At 64.7% G+C, this 15,558-nt stretch carries 11 protein-coding genes; 5 read left to right on the top strand and 6 right to left on the bottom strand.

Going from position 1 to position 15,558, the window contains the following annotated elements:
- Positions 1-62: 62 nt before the first annotated feature.
- Positions 63-1,271: a TIGR03032 family protein gene (locus tag QX010_RS14120; protein WP_316180054.1), complete on the bottom strand. Its 1,209-nt coding sequence runs from the start codon at positions 1,269-1,271 to the stop codon at positions 63-65.
- 180 nt (positions 1,272-1,451) lie between these two features.
- On the opposite strand from QX010_RS14120, the gene QX010_RS14125 reads away from it, so the two are divergent.
- Both QX010_RS14125 and QX010_RS14130 read left to right on the top strand, forming a co-directional pair.
- Positions 1,452-4,775, top strand: a complete 3,324-nt coding sequence (locus tag QX010_RS14125) for an autotransporter domain-containing protein (RefSeq protein ID WP_316180056.1) — start codon at positions 1,452-1,454, stop codon at positions 4,773-4,775.
- Between the two features lie 258 nt (positions 4,776-5,033).
- Entirely contained in the window at positions 5,034-5,909 is an 876-nt protein-coding gene (locus QX010_RS14130) for a GNAT family N-acetyltransferase (protein WP_316180057.1), read from the top strand.
- On the opposite strand, the gene QX010_RS14135 is transcribed toward QX010_RS14130, so the two are convergent.
- The 5 genes from QX010_RS14135 to QX010_RS14155 all read right to left on the bottom strand — a co-directional run bounded on the left by QX010_RS14135 (position 5,906) and on the right by QX010_RS14155 (position 11,935).
- Positions 5,906-6,265 (bottom strand): VOC family protein, encoded by a 360-nt coding sequence (locus QX010_RS14135; RefSeq protein ID WP_316180060.1) that lies wholly within the window; start codon positions 6,263-6,265, stop codon positions 5,906-5,908. The genes QX010_RS14130 and QX010_RS14135 overlap by 4 nt on opposite strands.
- A gap of 80 nt (positions 6,266-6,345) precedes the next feature.
- Complete coding sequence (locus tag QX010_RS14140) at positions 6,346-7,350, bottom strand: SDR family oxidoreductase (RefSeq protein ID WP_315803574.1); 1,005 nt, start codon at positions 7,348-7,350, stop codon at positions 6,346-6,348.
- Positions 7,351-7,557: 207 nt separating this feature from the next.
- Positions 7,558-7,986, bottom strand: coding sequence for a GlcG/HbpS family heme-binding protein (locus QX010_RS14145; protein ID WP_316180062.1), 429 nt, complete (start codon positions 7,984-7,986; stop codon positions 7,558-7,560).
- Between the two features lie 122 nt (positions 7,987-8,108).
- Positions 8,109-11,063 (bottom strand): FAD-binding and (Fe-S)-binding domain-containing protein, encoded by a 2,955-nt coding sequence (locus QX010_RS14150; RefSeq protein WP_316180064.1) that lies wholly within the window; start codon positions 11,061-11,063, stop codon positions 8,109-8,111.
- 113 nt (positions 11,064-11,176) lie between these two features.
- Positions 11,177-11,935, bottom strand: coding sequence for a GntR family transcriptional regulator (locus QX010_RS14155; protein ID WP_316180066.1), 759 nt, complete (start codon positions 11,933-11,935; stop codon positions 11,177-11,179).
- A 128-nt stretch (positions 11,936-12,063) separates the two neighbouring features.
- On the opposite strand from QX010_RS14155, the gene QX010_RS14160 reads away from it, so the two are divergent.
- The 3 genes from QX010_RS14160 (at position 12,064) to QX010_RS14170 (ending at position 15,468) form a co-directional block, all read left to right on the top strand.
- Entirely contained in the window at positions 12,064-13,269 is a 1,206-nt protein-coding gene (locus tag QX010_RS14160; RefSeq protein ID WP_316180068.1) for an alanine--glyoxylate aminotransferase family protein, read from the top strand.
- Positions 13,270-13,477: 208 nt separating this feature from the next.
- Positions 13,478-14,671 (top strand): pyridoxal-phosphate-dependent aminotransferase family protein, encoded by a 1,194-nt coding sequence (locus QX010_RS14165; RefSeq protein ID WP_316180069.1) that lies wholly within the window; start codon positions 13,478-13,480, stop codon positions 14,669-14,671.
- Complete coding sequence (locus QX010_RS14170) at positions 14,671-15,468, top strand: enoyl-CoA hydratase/isomerase family protein (protein WP_316180071.1); 798 nt, start codon at positions 14,671-14,673, stop codon at positions 15,466-15,468. The genes QX010_RS14165 and QX010_RS14170 overlap by 1 nt, the downstream gene beginning before the upstream one ends.
- Positions 15,469-15,558 lie beyond the last annotated feature (90 nt).

Below are 15,558 nucleotides of genomic sequence, written 5' to 3' on the forward strand. Positions count from 1 at the left end.
CCGTCACGTGCGTGCGGCCTGCCGTCTTTGAGGAGCACTTGTTCCTCGGCTAGCGTGCAACTCTACGCCCGCGACGGGGACCCCAGTCCCGGCGCTCGTTTCTGCACAGGCCAAGCGCTCTGAGCGGCATCCATCGGATCATGGGTGACGAGATCAAGGATCTCGTTGTTGGCGAAGCCGATCGCCATGGGGCGCACCACGTCTGCCACCACGCCCAGATCGTAGAATTCGGTTACCGCCCCGTCGATCCGAAACCAGTTTTCGCAGACACCGGTATCGAGATTGATCAATTGAATTCCGCACCACGGTTCGGAATCGGTTTCGGCTAACCGGCGATCCAGTGCGAGACCCTCGAACCGCTCATAGCGAGGTTTCGACAAGCCAACGAAGGCATGGTTGCCGAAAAACGCGAGCCCGCGCACGAAGCCGGGACAGAAGGCCAAAACCTGGAACGTCGCGCCGGCTGCTGAATGCGCGATCCACCCGATCTCCCCTGTGCCCGAGTTAAGCACCCACAATCTCCCGCGATAGAGTCGGGGGGAATGAGGCATCGAGAGACCGCCGATCACTATCTCGTTGGAGTGCACGTCGACGACGATGCCGCCGTCGGAGCGACGGTCGCGCCAGCCATCGACGGTATCCGATTTGCTGATCGCGGTAACGTAGCGAGGGGTGCCGTCTTCGATGGCAAGTCCGTTCAGGTGACATCGGTCCTCCTTGACGATCTTCGAAATGAATGAAGGCTTCCACAGCGGCGTGAAGCTGTGCCGTTCCGATATTGAAGCAAGACAATTGTAAAGCGTGTTGACGAAGACGATGCGGCCATCGCTCAGCACCCCGACGTCGTGAACATCGAGCTCGCCGGTGGTGAATATCTGGCGCGGGACATAACAGGCATCGTGCAGATCGTTGATCCGCTGGCCGGGCGCAAGCACGTTCCTGAATTTCAGGATTTGGAACATCGTGGCGAGCAGGATCGTGTCTCTGTCCACGACGCAGAGTCCCATAGCCTTGTGAAAGAGGCGCTCGTGGACCAAGAGCCCGCCATCGACGTTCTGACCGAGGAAATAGAGTTTGCCGGATTGATAGGACGAACCCACGATGGCGATGCGCTGAGAACCAAGAAACTCGGGCAGTCCGGGGGACATGGAGTACCGAAGCGCCTCCCCGCCGGCTTGGCCGACCTGTTCCGCGGGAAGGCGCAGGCCAGTTTGATCGGCGGGCAAAATCTCGTTTGATTCGAATGTCGGCACATCGTCACGACAGCACATGGATGCTTCCCCAAACGGCGGTGGACCCGACAAGAGGCCGCGCCTCTTCAGCGCGGCCCAGGAGAGCGCCTCGAAAGACGGGATCGACCTACGACTTTGTGATCGAAGTGCGGCATCTCCTGGTTGTCGAGTGATTTTTGACATATAAAGGTTGAATTTCCCAGCCCAAGGAGGGGGCGCTTGTCCGACAGGTCTCTATGCCGGCAGCTGGTGCTGTCGTCTTCGATGCTGGTGGGTGCTGTTTCCGGCTATAGCCGCCGGGCCTACTCTGCTTGCGCCAATGTGGGCGGTTCCAATTGGGAATGCTCGGGGGCCAGCACCGCCCAGACGATTTCGGGCGCCAACGCGCACGTGACTGCGCTATCAGGATTCCGTATTACGACCGTTTCCGCGAATGCCCTCACGATCACCGGCGCTGGCGACCTTTCATACACCGATACGAACTCCTCTCCGTTTACCGCGAGCGCCGGTAACGGACTCAATATGACGACAACGGCCAGCGTTCCGGGCAGCATCACGGTCAATACCAACGGCGACATCACCGCCCTCAACTACGGCATTCGGGGCCGCAACCAGGGCACCGGCGCGCTCAATATCACGACCAATGGCGACGTCGTCAGCACGGGCACAACCGCGGTATCGCGGGGAATCGTGGCGATCAATTTCGGCACTGATCTGACCGTGACAACCGGCGCGGGCTCCAACGTTAGTGGCGCGCGCTATGGAATTCTGAGCCGCAACTACGGCACTGGATCGACGACCGTAACCGTCAATGGTGACGTCACGGCCGCCGGCACGACCGGCAGCGATGTCGCCCTTCTCGCGAGAGGGAACGCGGATGTCACGGTGACCACGACCGCCGGAACCGCCGTGAGCGGCCAGGAGAGTGGCATATTTGCGCGGAGCGATGGCAATGGCGCCGTAGAGATTACCGTCGCTGGCGACGTCACAGGAACCAATACGACGGGCATATATGCCAGAAGCGGAACGAGCGGATCGATTGCGATTGCGATCGGTGCCGGAAGCCACGTGACCTCGAATGGTACGGGGGCGGCTGGTTTCGCCATTGATACATCGAGCCTCGTCGTAAGCCCCACGACTCTCACTGTGGCCGGCACGCTAAACGGCGGTGCAGGCGGCGCGGTGCGATTTCATGGTTCGGCGAACCGGCTTGAGCTTCATCCAACCGCTGTGATCAACGGCAACGTCTTCGGCGGCGGCAGCGACACCCTTGCACTAGGCGGCACTGGTACAGCGAGCTTCAACGTCGCAACTGTCGGTGCAGGCCTGCAATACCAGGGCTTCGGGACGTTTCTCAAGGAAGGCAGCAGCCACTGGACGCTTACGGGCACCACTCCGCTCATCTCCAGCTTTGCCGTGAATGGCGGCCTGCTCGAGGTCGACGGAAGCATGCCAAACACCTCGATCACGGTGAACAGTGGCGCACTGCAACTCGGGAATGGCGGCAGCGGCGGTTCGATTGGCGGCAACGTCAACGACAATGGCATCTTCGCGATCAATCGTTCCGACAGCTACACGTTCGGTGGCATCATTTCCGGCACCGGGACATTCCAACAGCTTGGCTCCGGCACGACCATCTTCTCTGGCGCGAACACTTATACCGGCGGCACCACCGTCAGCGCCGGCACGCTGCAACTCGGGAATGGCGGCACCAGCGGCTCGATCGTCGGCGACGTGATCAACAATGGAATCTTGGCCTTCAATCATTCCGACAATTACACCTTCGGTGGAACGATCTCGGGCTCTGGTACCCTCGAGCAGAACGGCAGTGGCACGCTCGTCCTGAGCGGGGACAGCAGCTATACCGGCCCGACGTTCGTCAACGGCGGGATACTGGACGTCACGGGGACGCTTGCATCGACCGTGTTCGTCAACTCCGGGGCCCGGCTCACGGGCAATGGCACGATCGGGGGGCTCGGTGTTGCGAGCAGCGGAGTCGTTGCGCCAGGCAATTCGATCGGGACGCTTAATGTCTCCGGCGACCTATCCTTCGCCCCTGGCTCCGCCTACGAAGTCGAGACCAACACGACCGGGGCCGCAGACCGGATCGTGGCGACCGGCACGGCGAGACTCAATGGCAATGTTGTTGTCCTGCCGCAAAGCGGTGCCTATGGCTTCCGTACGACCTACAATATTCTCAATGCCACCGATGGCGTCATTGGTGCCTTCTCTGGGGTGAGCAGCAACTCTGCGTTCCTGTTTCCCAGCCTGACTTATGATGCCCACAACGTGTTCCTCTCGCTGACCCAGTCGACCTTCTTTCCGAGCGTCGCGCGAACGGCAAACCAGCTGGCCGTAGCCACCGCTCTCCAGCAAAGCTCGCCGGACAGCCGGCTTTTCGGTAGCGTGATCTTCCAGACGGCGGCCGGCGCGCAGCAGGCGTTCGACGCGCTATCGGGCGAACTTCATGCCAGCGCACGCACGTCCATCGTTGAAGACGGTCATTACGCCCGGGACGCCATCCTCGGTCGCTTGCGTCAAACGTCGTTTGAGGACCGTTTTGGGGCCTTTGCGAGTTTTGGCTCCGAAGGTCCGGCCGTGATCTACGGTGATGCCGATCGATCCTCGCCGAAGCACCTGGCCTATGCCGATACGGGCAGGCACATTTTCCGCGCTGGCAGCATTCCTTTGTCGGCCAACGCATCCACATCGCGGAATATTGCCTGGTGGGCTCAGGGAGTGGGGGCTTGGGGCACGGTTCATGGTGACGGGAGTGCTGCTGGTATGAGCAGACTCCTGAGCGGCTTCTTCAGCGGAGTAGACGGGCGGCTGGGCGACAACTGGCGGGCAGGCGTCGCACTCGGCTACACCAATTCGAGGATGAGCATCGATGCCCGTGCGAGCTCGGCCGATATCGATAGCGCATTTTTCGGCGTCTATACAGGATTGGGCGTGGGTGCCTGGAACGTCCGCTCGGGAGCCCTTCTGAGTGTCATCACGATTGGGAGCGCTCGCTCGATCAGCTATCCTGGTTTTCTCGAACGGGCGACCGGGCGTTATGGCGCGTTCAGCTCACAATTGTTTGGTGAGATTGGGTATGAGCTGAACCTCGCAAATGCTGTTGTGGAGCCATTCACAGGTTGGTCCTGGATCCATCTCCATACCAACGGCTTCGATGAGGTCGGTGACGTTGCCGCACTTTCCGCCGCAGCGCGCGAGGAGGACGTGGGGTATACCGCGATCGGGGCGCGCGCGTCGGCGGTGATTGCATTGTCGGGCGGAATGGCGCTCAAACCTTCAGCATCGCTCGCTTGGCAACACGGGTTCGGCCAGCTTAGTCCGGAAGACTACCTGCTTTTCAGAAGCACGGGCGCTCGATTCGACATCGCCGGAGTGCCGCTCGCCCGGGATGCCGCCCTGGTGCAGACCGCACTGGATCTGCGCACAAGCGCGAATACCGTCATAGGATTGTCCTATCGCGGCAATCTTTCGACGAGCACCCAGGATCACTCGGTCGAGGGGCACATCAAAATTCAATTCTAGCTCTATCCGGAAAAAGATATCCGGAGCGGATGCCCGAGGCGATTCAGCAGCTCATCGAGACGTGCCTACGATTGGTCCGCGACTGCGCAGCACACTTTCGCGTGTTGCCCGGTCCTGTCCTTTCCGCAGATGAACAATGAGCTTGGATGATCTTCGTTTGCGACTGAAACCTTACAGCAGGATTGGCTACGTAGGTTGCTCCGAGCGTCGCACGGCGTCATGATTGATGGATGCTGCGGCATTCGGATTGAGAAGAACATGACGCGATCGGCAGGACATCCCAACGCTGACGGCCTGCACATCCGTTCGATGCGTCCAGACGAGATTTCGCTGGCGGTCGGCTGGGCGGCGGCCGAGGGCTGGAACCCCGGCCTGTCGGATGCGGCCTGCTTCGCCGTGGTCGATGCGGGCGGCTTTCTGATTGCCGAGCGTGAGGGCGTGCCGATCGCAACCGTGTCCTGCGTGAACTACGACGACCGCTTCGCCTTTCTCGGCTTCTACATCGTCCGACCCGACTTCCGCGGGCACGGTCACGGGCTACGGCTCTGGCAGGCGGCGATGGCGCATGCCGGGGCGCGCGTGGTCGGCCTCGACGGCGTGGTCGCGCAGCAGGACAACTACCGGAGATCCGGCTTCAGCTATGCCTACGCCAATGTGCGTTACGGCGGCAGGCTTGCGATGCCACTGCCGGCGGCGGTTCATTCTGACATCGTCGCCCTGGCAGGCGTACCGCTCGCCGAGATCGAAGCCGCCGACGCGACGGTGTTTCCGGCGCCCCGGCGAGCGTTCCTGCAGGCGTGGATCGAGGCGCCTGGACATGCCGGGCGTGCGCTGATCCGCGATGATACGCTAGCCGCCTGGGGTGTGATCCGTCCGTGCCGCATCGGCTACAAGATCGGTCCGCTGGTTGCCGAGAGGCGCGATGATGCCGAGGCCGTAATCGCGGCTCTGTTGAGCACGGCCGGCGAAGCCGAGGTGTTCCTCGACGGGCCCGCGATCAATTCCGCGGCGGTGGCGCTCGCAGACGGCCTCGGCCTCGTGCCGGTGTTCGAGACCGCGCGGATGTACACCGGGCCGATCCCGCCGCTGCGGATCGAGCGGGTGTTCGGAGTCACCACCTTCGAGCTCGGTTAGCCCAGCGGCCGCGCGAAGCTCAATTCATGACCATCGGGATCGGTGAGGTGGAAATAGCGCTCACCCCACTCGGCGTCGCGCGGCTCGGTCGAGGGCGTGAAGCCGGCGCCGAGCGCCTTCGCGTAGACGGCGTCGACGTCGGTGACATGGAAGATGATGCGGCCCCACCAGCTCCATTGCTTGTCCTTGGGCATGGCGATCAGGTTGAGAAAGCCGGAGCCGACCCTGAAACTCGTGAACGGTGTGTGGGCGCCGCCATGAGCAACGTCGTCAAAGCCGAGCGCGCGATAGAAAGTGACGGCGCGCGCCATGTCGTGGGTGGCGATAGTAATCGCGCTGATGCTCTCGATGGTCATGGAGGCGCCCCGAGCCCGAGTGGAAGCCGCGTTGCAGAGAAGCGCATCTTGCCGGTGTCGCGCAAGGGCAGCGTCGCGGCTCATCGCCAGCGCCGCCGGCTCATTGCCGCTCCCAACGCAATAAAGACCGCGGCGCCGAGCGCGACCGTCATCGCGCGCGCGACATCACCGGGCACCAGCAGGGTCTGCTGGGCCGCGCCGCGGCTGAACGAACCGCGGGTGCGGTGCAGGCGCGTCACCGGGTGATCGAGATTGTCGGTGCGGTCGGGCACCAGCGGCACATCGGTCTGTTGCCCGGCGATCGCCTTGGCTGCGAGGTAGCGGTCGAGCAAAGCCGGCGCGACGGCGTTACCGAGGATCGTGAGCAGTGTCGGCCAGCCGATCCAATATTCGCGGAAGCCGCCGTCGGCAACGCGATAGACGGCGTCCGCGATCACCTCGGGCTCCACCGGCCGGCCCATCGGGCGTGGCGTATGCGCAAGGTGCGCGCGGGCCCAGTCGAATTGCGGTGTGTTCACCGCGGGCAGATCGACGATGCTGAGCGTGATGCCCGAGCGCTCGTGCATCAGCTCGGCACGCAGCGAGTCGGTGAAGCCCCGGATCGCATGTTTGGCGCCGCAATAGGCCGCCTGCAGCGGAATGCCGCGATAGGCGAGCGCCGAGCCGATCTGGATGATGCGGCCTTCGCTGCGCCGGCGCATCGAGCGCAGCGCCGCCATCGTGCCGTGCACGAAGCCGAGATAGGTGACCTCGGTGACGCGGCGGAATTCTTCCGGCGTGATGTCCGCTACGGTCGAGAACACCGTCTCCATGGCGTCATTGATCCAGATGTCGACCGGACCCAGGCGCTGCTCGAGCCGCTCGGCCGCGTCGAACAGGGCCTGCGCATCGGCGACATCGACGGCCTCGTATTCGGCATGGGCAAACCGCGCCTGCAGCTCGCGCTGGACGTCGCGCAGCGCTTCCTCGTCGCGCGCGATCAGGCCGATGCGATCGCCGGCCTCGCCGAAACGCTTCGCGATGGCACGGCCGACGCCTGCGGAGGCGCCAGTGATGATGATGGTGCGAGTTCGTCTGCGAGGCATGTCCGGTTTCTCCACGCGCCCCTTGGTACAAACGTGCGGCGGCCGGCAATGTTTCGGGCCGGTCAAGCCGGCCGAATGAATTCTCCGTCAGCTTTTGACAGAGCCGGGGAGTTCGACGCGCGATCCACCGAGCTCCGAGAGGGCAGGCCAGCCCCCTCGAGACCGTGGAACGGAAGAACTCCCGGAGAGCTGCTGGTGCGACCGAGCTCAGCCCGCATTGGCCTTGAGGCCGGCGGCTTCGATGCCGGCGACCGCGCAGATCTCGTCATTATCGGAGGTATCGCCGGAGACGCCGACGGCGCCGACGAGCGTGGTGCCGTCCATGATCAGCACGCCGCCGGGCACCGGGACCATGCGGCCCTGGGCCAGCGTGTTCACGGCGTCGATGAAATAGGCCTGCTCCTGCGCGCGCTGGAACAGGGCGCGGGAGCCGAGGCCGAGCGCGAGCGCCCCATAAGCCTTGCCGTGCGCGACCTCGGCCCGCATCAGGCTGGTGCCGTCCTGTGCGGCGGCGGCCTTCAGGCAGCCGCGCGCGTCGAGCACCATCACGGCGAGCGGCTTGAGCTTCTTTTCGAGGCCTTTGGCGAGGGTGGCATCGAGGATCTTGCGGGCGGTGTCGAGCGTGAGATCGGCCATGTCTGTTAGTCCCTGTGTCATTAACTCAAACGAAGCTGCGTAGGGTGGCAAAGCGGAGCGTGCCACCATCTGGCGAAGCGGAAGGTCTGTGGTGGGCACGCTTCGCTTTGCCCACTTACGAACTACGTTGATGCGCGCCCTCGCTCCAGGCTCATCGCCAGGAGTTGCGCGGCGTGCACGGCGCTTCGATCGGCGCCGTCCTGGATCTGGTGACGGCAGGAGGTGCCGTCGGCGACGATGAAGGTCGTGCCGTCAGCCTTGCGCACGGCTGGTAGCAGCGACGCTTCCGCCATTTGCAGCGAGACCTCGTAGGTCTCCGCGCCGTAGCCGAAGGCGCCGGCCATGCCGCAGCAGGAGGATTCGATGGTCTCGATCTCGAGCTCCGGAATGAGCCGCAGCACCTGCTCGACCGGCTTGAAGGCGGCGAAGGACTTTTGGTGGCAATGGCCGTGCAGCAGCGCCTTGCCGGGCAGGGGGGCGAGCGGCAGCGCGAGCCGGCCGCTCTCGGCCTCGCGCGCCAGAAACTCCTCCAGCAGCAGCGCATGTGCGCTGATCGTTTTCGCGGTCGCGTCGTTGCGCAGCGACAGCAGCTCGTCGCGGAGCGTCAGCAGGCAGCTCGGTTCCAGGCCGATGATCGGCACGCCGCGCGATGCGAACGGCGCGTAGGTTTCGACCAGGCGCTGCAGCTCGGACTTGGCTTCGCCGACGAGGCCGGCGGAGAGAAAAGTGCGGCCGCAGCACAGCGGGCGGCCACCATCCGTCGGCTTCGGCACATGCACGCGATAGCCGCCGGCGATCAGCACGCGCAGCGCGGCGTCGAGGTTTTCGCGCTCGTAGACGCGGTTGAAGGTGTCGCCGAACAGCACGACCTCGCGGCCATCAGCCGGACCGAACGCGTCGGCGTCGACACGGAAGGTGTCGCTGCGGAACGCCGGCAGCTTGCGCCTGGCGCTGATGCCCGCGACGCGCTCCATCAGTGCGCGCAGGGGCGCGACGTGATTGCGCAGGTTCACGAGCGGCGCGAAGCGGGCAGCCATATCGGCATAGCGCGGCAGATAGGCGACGAGCCGGTCGCGCAAGGTGAGGCCATGCGTGGTCGCGCGGGCCGCCAGCACCTCGATCTTCATCTTGGCCATGTCGACGCCGGTCGGGCACTCGCGGCGGCAGGCCTTGCAGGACACGCAGAGCTTCAGCGTCTCCATCATCTCGTCGGACGACAGCGCGCCGGGACCGAGCTGGCCGGAAATCGCGAGTCGCAAGGTGTTGGCGCGGCCGCGCGTGACATCCTTCTCGTCGCGGGTGGCGCGGTAGGACGGGCACATCACGCCGCCGTCGAGCTTGCGGCAGGCGCCGTTGTTGTTGCACATCTCGACCGCGCCCTGGAAACCGCCGGCGGCGCCGGGATAGGCCGACCAGTCGAGTACTGTCTTGATGTCGTCGACGCGGTAGTCCGGCGGATAGCGGAACAGCGAGCGGTCGTCGATCCTGGGCGGATCGACGATGCGGCCGGGATTGAGCACGTTCGCCGGGTCGAAGCGCCGCTTCACTTCCTTGAAGTCGGCGACGATGCGGCTGCCGAACATCTGCTCATGGAATTCCGAGCGCACGATGCCGTCGCCATGCTCGCCGGAATGCGAGCCCTTGTACTCGCGCACCATGGCGAACGTTTCCTCGGCGATCGCGCGCATCGCCTTCACGTCCTTCTCGAGCTTCAGGTTCAGCACCGGACGGACATGCAGGCAGCCTTCGGAGGCATGCGCATACATCGTGCCGCGCGTGCCGTGCCTGGCGAAGACCTCGTTGAGGCGCGCGGTGTAGTCGGCGAGATGCGGCAGCGGCACCGCGCAGTCCTCGACGAACGACACCGGCTTGCCGGCCTCCTTCATCGACATCATCACGTTGAGGCCGGCGGCGCGGAAGTCGGCGACGGCGGTCTGCAGCGCGGGCTCGGTGATCTCGACCACGCCACCCCATTTGCTTATCTCGTTGCTCCAGGAGAAGCCGAGGTCGCCCATCAGCTCGGAGAGCTGTTTGAGCTTGGCGAGATTCTCGTCCTTGGTCTCCTCGGCGAACTCCATCACCAGGATCGCGTCGGGATCGCCCCGCACGGCGGCCGCGATCACCGGCTGGAACATCGCGATGTCGCGGCCCAGCCCGATCATGGTGCGGTCGACCAGCTCGACGGCGATCGGCTTCAACTTCACCAGATGCTGGGCCGCATCCATCGCCTGATAGAAGCTCCCGAAATGGCAGACTCCGAGCACTTTGGTGCGGATCAGCGGCCACAGCTTGAGCTCGATCCGGGTGGAGAACGCGAGCGTGCCTTCCGAGCCGACCAGCAGGTGGGCCATGTTGTTGGCGGCGTTGCGCGGCGTCAGCGCGTCGAGATTGTAGCCGCCGACGCGGCGCTGCACCTTGGGAAACTTGTCGGCGATCTCGGCCGCCTCGCGCTCTCCCAGCGCCAGCATGTCGCGGAACAGCGCGCGGGCGCCGTCGGGCGCGCTGACGTCACCAAGGTCGCGCGGCACCTCGCCGAAACGCGCCAGCGTGCCGTCGGCCAGCGCGGCGTCGATCGCGATGGTGTTGTCGCGCATGGTGCCGTAGCGCAGCGAGCGGCCGCCGCAGGAATTGTTGCCGGCCATGCCGCCGATCGTGGCGCGCGACGCCGTGGAGACGTCGACCGGAAACCACAGGCCGTGCTTCCTGAGCTGGCGGTTGAGATCGTCGAGCACGATGCCCGGCTCGACCACGCAGGTCCGGGCCTCGACATCGAGCGAGACGATGCGGTTCAGGTGCTTGGAAAAATCGACGACGATCCCCTCGTTGACGGTCTGGCCGCATTGCGAGGTGCCGCCGCCGCGGGGCGTGACGATGCGGCCGTCGTCGCGGGCGATGGCGAGCGCAAGCAGCGCCTCGTCCATCGTGCGCGGCACGACCACGCCCGCCGGGATGACCTGGTAGAACGAGGCGTCGGTGGCGTAGCGGCCGCGGTTGAAGCGGTCGAAGAAGACGTTGCCCGTGATCTCGGCGCGGAGCTTCTGTTCGAGCCTGGACGGACCGGCTTTGGCGTTCGGCATGGTGATCCCTGGTCGGGCCCGGCTGTCGTCCGGCGGGCGCTGTTCCGCCCGGTGTCATTCATTTCCGCAAATGCGTCAATCTGATTGCATGCAAATTTGCGCAATCCCGGGCGTTATTCGACCTTGTCCGGCTTGGCTCCCGCCAGCGGCGGCTGGCCCTCTGCGAAGTAGGCGATCGCAGCCGCGCCCTTGTTGCGCAGATGCTGGAACAGGATGTCCGACAGCTCGCTTCCGGCGCGGCGGCGCAGCGCATCGAGGATCAGCTCATGCTCGCGCATGGCCTCGCTCCAGCGCTCGCGCTTGCGGGCGAAATTGGCGGAGAAGCGCACCCGGCGGATGCGGCCCGCCAAGCTCTCATAGGTCGCATGAAGGGTGGCATTGGCGGCGGCGTCGACGATCGCGCGGTGGATCAACTGGTTCATGCGGAAATAGCCCTGCATGTCCTGCCGCATGTAGAACCCGTACATATCGTGATGAAATTGCTCGATTTCCGCGATCGCTTCATCCGAAATCTTCTCGCAGGCGAGGCGCCCGGCGAGGCCTTCCAGGCCTCCCATCAGGTCGAACAATTCATGGATGTCGGCGGCGCTGAGAGGGCGCACCCGGGCGCCGCGATTGGGCAGTAGCTCGACCAGCCCTTCGGCTGCGAGCACCTTCAGCGCTTCGCGCAAGGGCGTGCGGGATACCCCCAGCATTTCGCAAAGCTGGCGCTCGGACAGGCGTCCACCGTCGGCGACGTGGCCCTCGACGATGTAGTCGCGCAGCCGTGCCAGGATCTCGTCATGCAGCGAGGTCTCGTCCCGCGCGGGCACGGATCGACCGCTTGGCCCAGCCAAGGGTGGCGTCTCGATATCGGGAATCGTGGAATTCATCTTACCCATTGTAGCGGTAGTTACAGATGTGGTCGACCTCATCCGTGAATGCGTTTAAGCTCTTGCACGTCAAGAAATTGAATGCAATCATGGGTGCCAGAATGCCGTCGTCTCCCTGGAGTTCTGCCGTGACCCGTCCCCAAGGCCGTCATTTCCTGCATATTCCGGGCCCAAGTCCGGTGCCCGAGCGGGTGCTGCGGGCCATGGACATGCCGGTGATCGATCACCGCAGCGCCGAGTTCGCCGAGCTGGGGAGGGCCGTGCTCAGCGGCTCGCAGACGATCTTCAAGACCACGAGCCCGGTGGTCATCTATCCGTCCTCGGGCACCGGCGCCTGGGAGGCCGCCATCGTCAACACTTTGTCGCCGGGCGACAGGGTGCTGATGGTCGAGACCGGCCATTTCGCCACGCTGTGGCGGCAGATGGCGGCGCGGTGGGGCATCGAGGTCGACTTCATTCCCGGCGACTGGCGCCGTGGCGTCGATCCCGCCGTCATCGAGGAGAAGCTGGTCGCCGATGCCGCCCATCGGCTCAAGGCGGTGATGGTCGTGCACAACGAGACCTCGACCGGCGCGACCAGCCGGGTCGGCGAGGTGCGCGCCGCCATGGACCGCGCCAAACATCCGGCGCTGCTGATGGTCGACACCATCTCTGGTCTCGCCTCGGCCGACTTCCGCTTCGACGAGTGGAAGGTTGATGTCGCCGTATCCTGCTCGCAGAAGGGTTTCATGCTGCCGCCGGGGCTCGGCTTCAACGCCATCTCGGACCAGGCGCGCCTTGTTGCCAAGGGCAACAAGATGCCGCGCTCGTTCTGGGACTGGGAGGACATGCTGAAGCTGAACGCGAATGGCTTCTTCCCCTATACCCCGGCGACGAACCTGCTCTATGGCCTGCGCGAAGCGATTGCCGTGCTGCTCGAGGAGGGGCTCGATCAGGTGTTCGCGCGCCACCAGCGCCTTGCGGCCGCGACCCGCGCCGCGGTCGAGCATTGGGGCCTCGAGGTGCTGTGCCAGGAGCCAAAGGATTTTTCGCCGGTGCTGACCGCCGTGCTCATGCCGCCGGGCCATGACGCCGATCAGTTCCGCCAGGTCGTGCTCGATAAGTACAACATGTCGCTCGGCTCGGGCCTGTCCAAGGTCGCGGGCAAGGTGTTCCGCATCGGCCATCTCGGCGAGTGCAACGCGCTGACCTTGATTGCTGCGCTGAGCGGTGTCGAGATGGGGCTGCGCGCGGCCGGCGTGCCGCATCGCGCCGGCGGTGTCGATGCCGCGATGGCCCTGCTCGACGAGCCATCGCAGGGCAATGCGCCGAGTCATCTTGCGGCGGTGACATGAGGCCAAATCGCGTGCCGCAAGCCGGGGTGCCCCGCTATGCCGCACTGCACAGAAGAAGGGGATTTGTGTGCATCTGAGGGATGTCAGCCCGGAGCGATCGGTGCTTGCGTCTTCTTTATTGACGCCAGCGGTCTGGCGGGAGAAAAGCGCGGCGAGCGCGTGGCATGCCACGTCCGCGCACCAACCAAATGACCGGGGATGGACGCCAATGACTGTGCACACGGGACGGCATTTTCTTCAGATTCCGGGGCCGACCAACGTACCCGACCGCGTGCTGCGCGCGATGGACATGCCGACCTTGGACCATCGCGGTCCTGAGTTCGCCGAGCTCGGCTTCGCGGTGCTGGCGGCCAGCCAGCGCATCTTCCGCACCAAGCAGCCGGTGATCATCTATCCGTCGTCGGGAACCGGCGCGTGGGAAGCCGCGATCGTCAACACGCTCGCGCCCGGCGACAAGGTGCTGATGGTTGAGACCGGCCAGTTCGCTGTGCTGTGGCGGGGCATCGCCGACAAGTTCAAGCTCGACGTCGACTTCATCCCCGGCGACTGGCGTCATGGCGCCGACATCGCGGCGATCGAGCAGCGTCTGGTCGACGACAAGGCGCACAAGATCAAGGCCGTTTGCGTCGTGCACAATGAGACCTCGACCGGCTGCCTGACGCCGCCGCTCGAGGTGCGCAAGGCCCTCGACCGGTCCGGCCACCCGGCGCTCCTGATGGTCGACACCATCTCCGGCCTCGGCTCGATGGAGTATGAGCACGACGCGTGGGGCATCGACGTCTCCGTCGCGGGCTCGCAGAAGGGCCTGATGCTGCCGCCGGGCCTCGGCTTCAACGCCGTCTCGGAGAAGGCGCTCGCCGCCGCCAAGGCCAATCCCGGCATGCGCTCCTACTGGGACTGGCAGGAGATCATCACCTTCAACAAGCTCGGCACCTTTCCCTATACGCCGGCCTGCAATCTGCTGATGGGCCTCAACGAGGCGCTGAAGATGCTGGAGGAGGAGGGCCACGAGAATGTGTTCGCCCGCCACCGCCGCCACAGCCTTGCGACGCGCGCCGCTGTGAAGGCGTGGGGCCTCGACACGCAATGCGCCGATCCGCAGGCGCATTCGCCGGCGCTAACCGGCGTCGTCATGCCCGACGCCCATGATGCCGATCAGTTCCGCAAGACGGTGCTGGAAAACTTCGACATGTCGCTCGGCACCGGCCTCAACAAGATCAAGGGCAAGGTCTTCCGCATCGGCCATATCGGTCATTTCAACGACCTGATGCTGATGGGCACGCTCTCCGGCGTCGAGATGGGCCTGGCGCTCGCCAACGTGCCGCATCGTGCCGGGGGCGTGCTTGCGGCGATGGATGTTCTCAAGGCGCGCGAGGCCGCGCCGATTCCGAAGGTGGCCTGATGACCGCGCCTGTGACCGGCTCCGACGATCTCATCTATGCCGTCGACGACGGCATCGCCAAGATCACCTTCAACCGGCCGCAGGCGCGCAACGCGATGACGTTCGCGATGTACGACCAGATGGCCTCGATCTGCGAGGCCATCAATGGCGATCGGTCGATCAAGGCGCTGATCCTGACCGGGGCCGGCGACAAGGCCTTCGCTTCGGGCACCGACATTTCACAGTTCCGCGCCTTCAAGACCGCGCAGGATGCGCTCGACTATGAGGCGCGGATCGACCGCGTGCTCGGCACGCTGGAACTGTGCCGTGTGCCGGTGATTGCGGCGATCGCGGGCGCCTGCACCGGCGGCGGCGCCGGCATCGCCGCCTGCTGCGACATCCGTATCGGCACAGAGACCACGCGCATCGGTTTTCCGATCGCGCGTACGCTCGGCAACTGCCTGTCGATGTCGAACATTTCGCGCGTGGTCTCGCTGATTGGGCCTGCGCGCACCAAGGATCTCATCTTCAGGGCGCGGCTGGTCGAGGCGCCCGAGGCGCTGGCGCTCGGTCTGCTCAACGAGATCGTGCCCGACGTCGAGACGCTGCAGACACGCGCGCTGGAGACCGCGAAGCTCATCGCCTCGCACGCGCCGATCACCCTCGAGGTGACCAAGGAGGCGGTGCGCCGCATCCGCCGGACCCTGTCGCGGGACGAGGGCGAGGATTTGATCCTGCGCGCCTATATGAGTGAGGATTTCCGCGAGGGCATGGAGGCGTTCCTCAACAAGCGGACGCCGAACTGGAAAGGCAAGTAGTCCGATGCCGTGCTTGCGACCTTATGCCGAGGAACATGAGGCCGCATCGTGCTTGTGTTCTTGAACTGACCACAATAAGCCAGCAGTATC

Source organism: Bradyrhizobium sp. SZCCHNRI1009, from assembly GCF_032487575.1.
In the GTDB taxonomy this organism is placed as follows: domain Bacteria; phylum Pseudomonadota; class Alphaproteobacteria; order Rhizobiales; family Xanthobacteraceae; genus Bradyrhizobium.

Excerpts from the sequence above, each read along its gene's own strand:
- QX010_RS14170 (WP_316180071.1), top strand. The coding sequence starts at position 14,671 with ATGACCGCGCCTGTGACCGGCTCCGACGATCTCATCTATGCCGTCGAC.
- QX010_RS14135 (WP_316180060.1), bottom strand. The coding sequence starts at position 6,265 with ATGACCATCGAGAGCATCAGCGCGATTACTATCGCCACCCACGACATG.
- QX010_RS14140 (WP_315803574.1), bottom strand. The coding sequence starts at position 7,350 with ATGCCTCGCAGACGAACTCGCACCATCATCATCACTGGCGCCTCCGCA.
- QX010_RS14130 (WP_316180057.1), top strand. The coding sequence starts at position 5,034 with ATGACGCGATCGGCAGGACATCCCAACGCTGACGGCCTGCACATCCGT.
- QX010_RS14165 (WP_316180069.1), top strand. The coding sequence starts at position 13,478 with ATGACTGTGCACACGGGACGGCATTTTCTTCAGATTCCGGGGCCGACC.
- QX010_RS14150 (WP_316180064.1), bottom strand. The coding sequence starts at position 11,063 with ATGCCGAACGCCAAAGCCGGTCCGTCCAGGCTCGAACAGAAGCTCCGC.
- QX010_RS14145 (WP_316180062.1), bottom strand. The coding sequence starts at position 7,986 with ATGGCCGATCTCACGCTCGACACCGCCCGCAAGATCCTCGATGCCACC.
- QX010_RS14155 (WP_316180066.1), bottom strand. The coding sequence starts at position 11,935 with ATGAATTCCACGATTCCCGATATCGAGACGCCACCCTTGGCTGGGCCA.
- QX010_RS14120 (WP_316180054.1), bottom strand. The coding sequence starts at position 1,271 with ATGTGCTGTCGTGACGATGTGCCGACATTCGAATCAAACGAGATTTTG.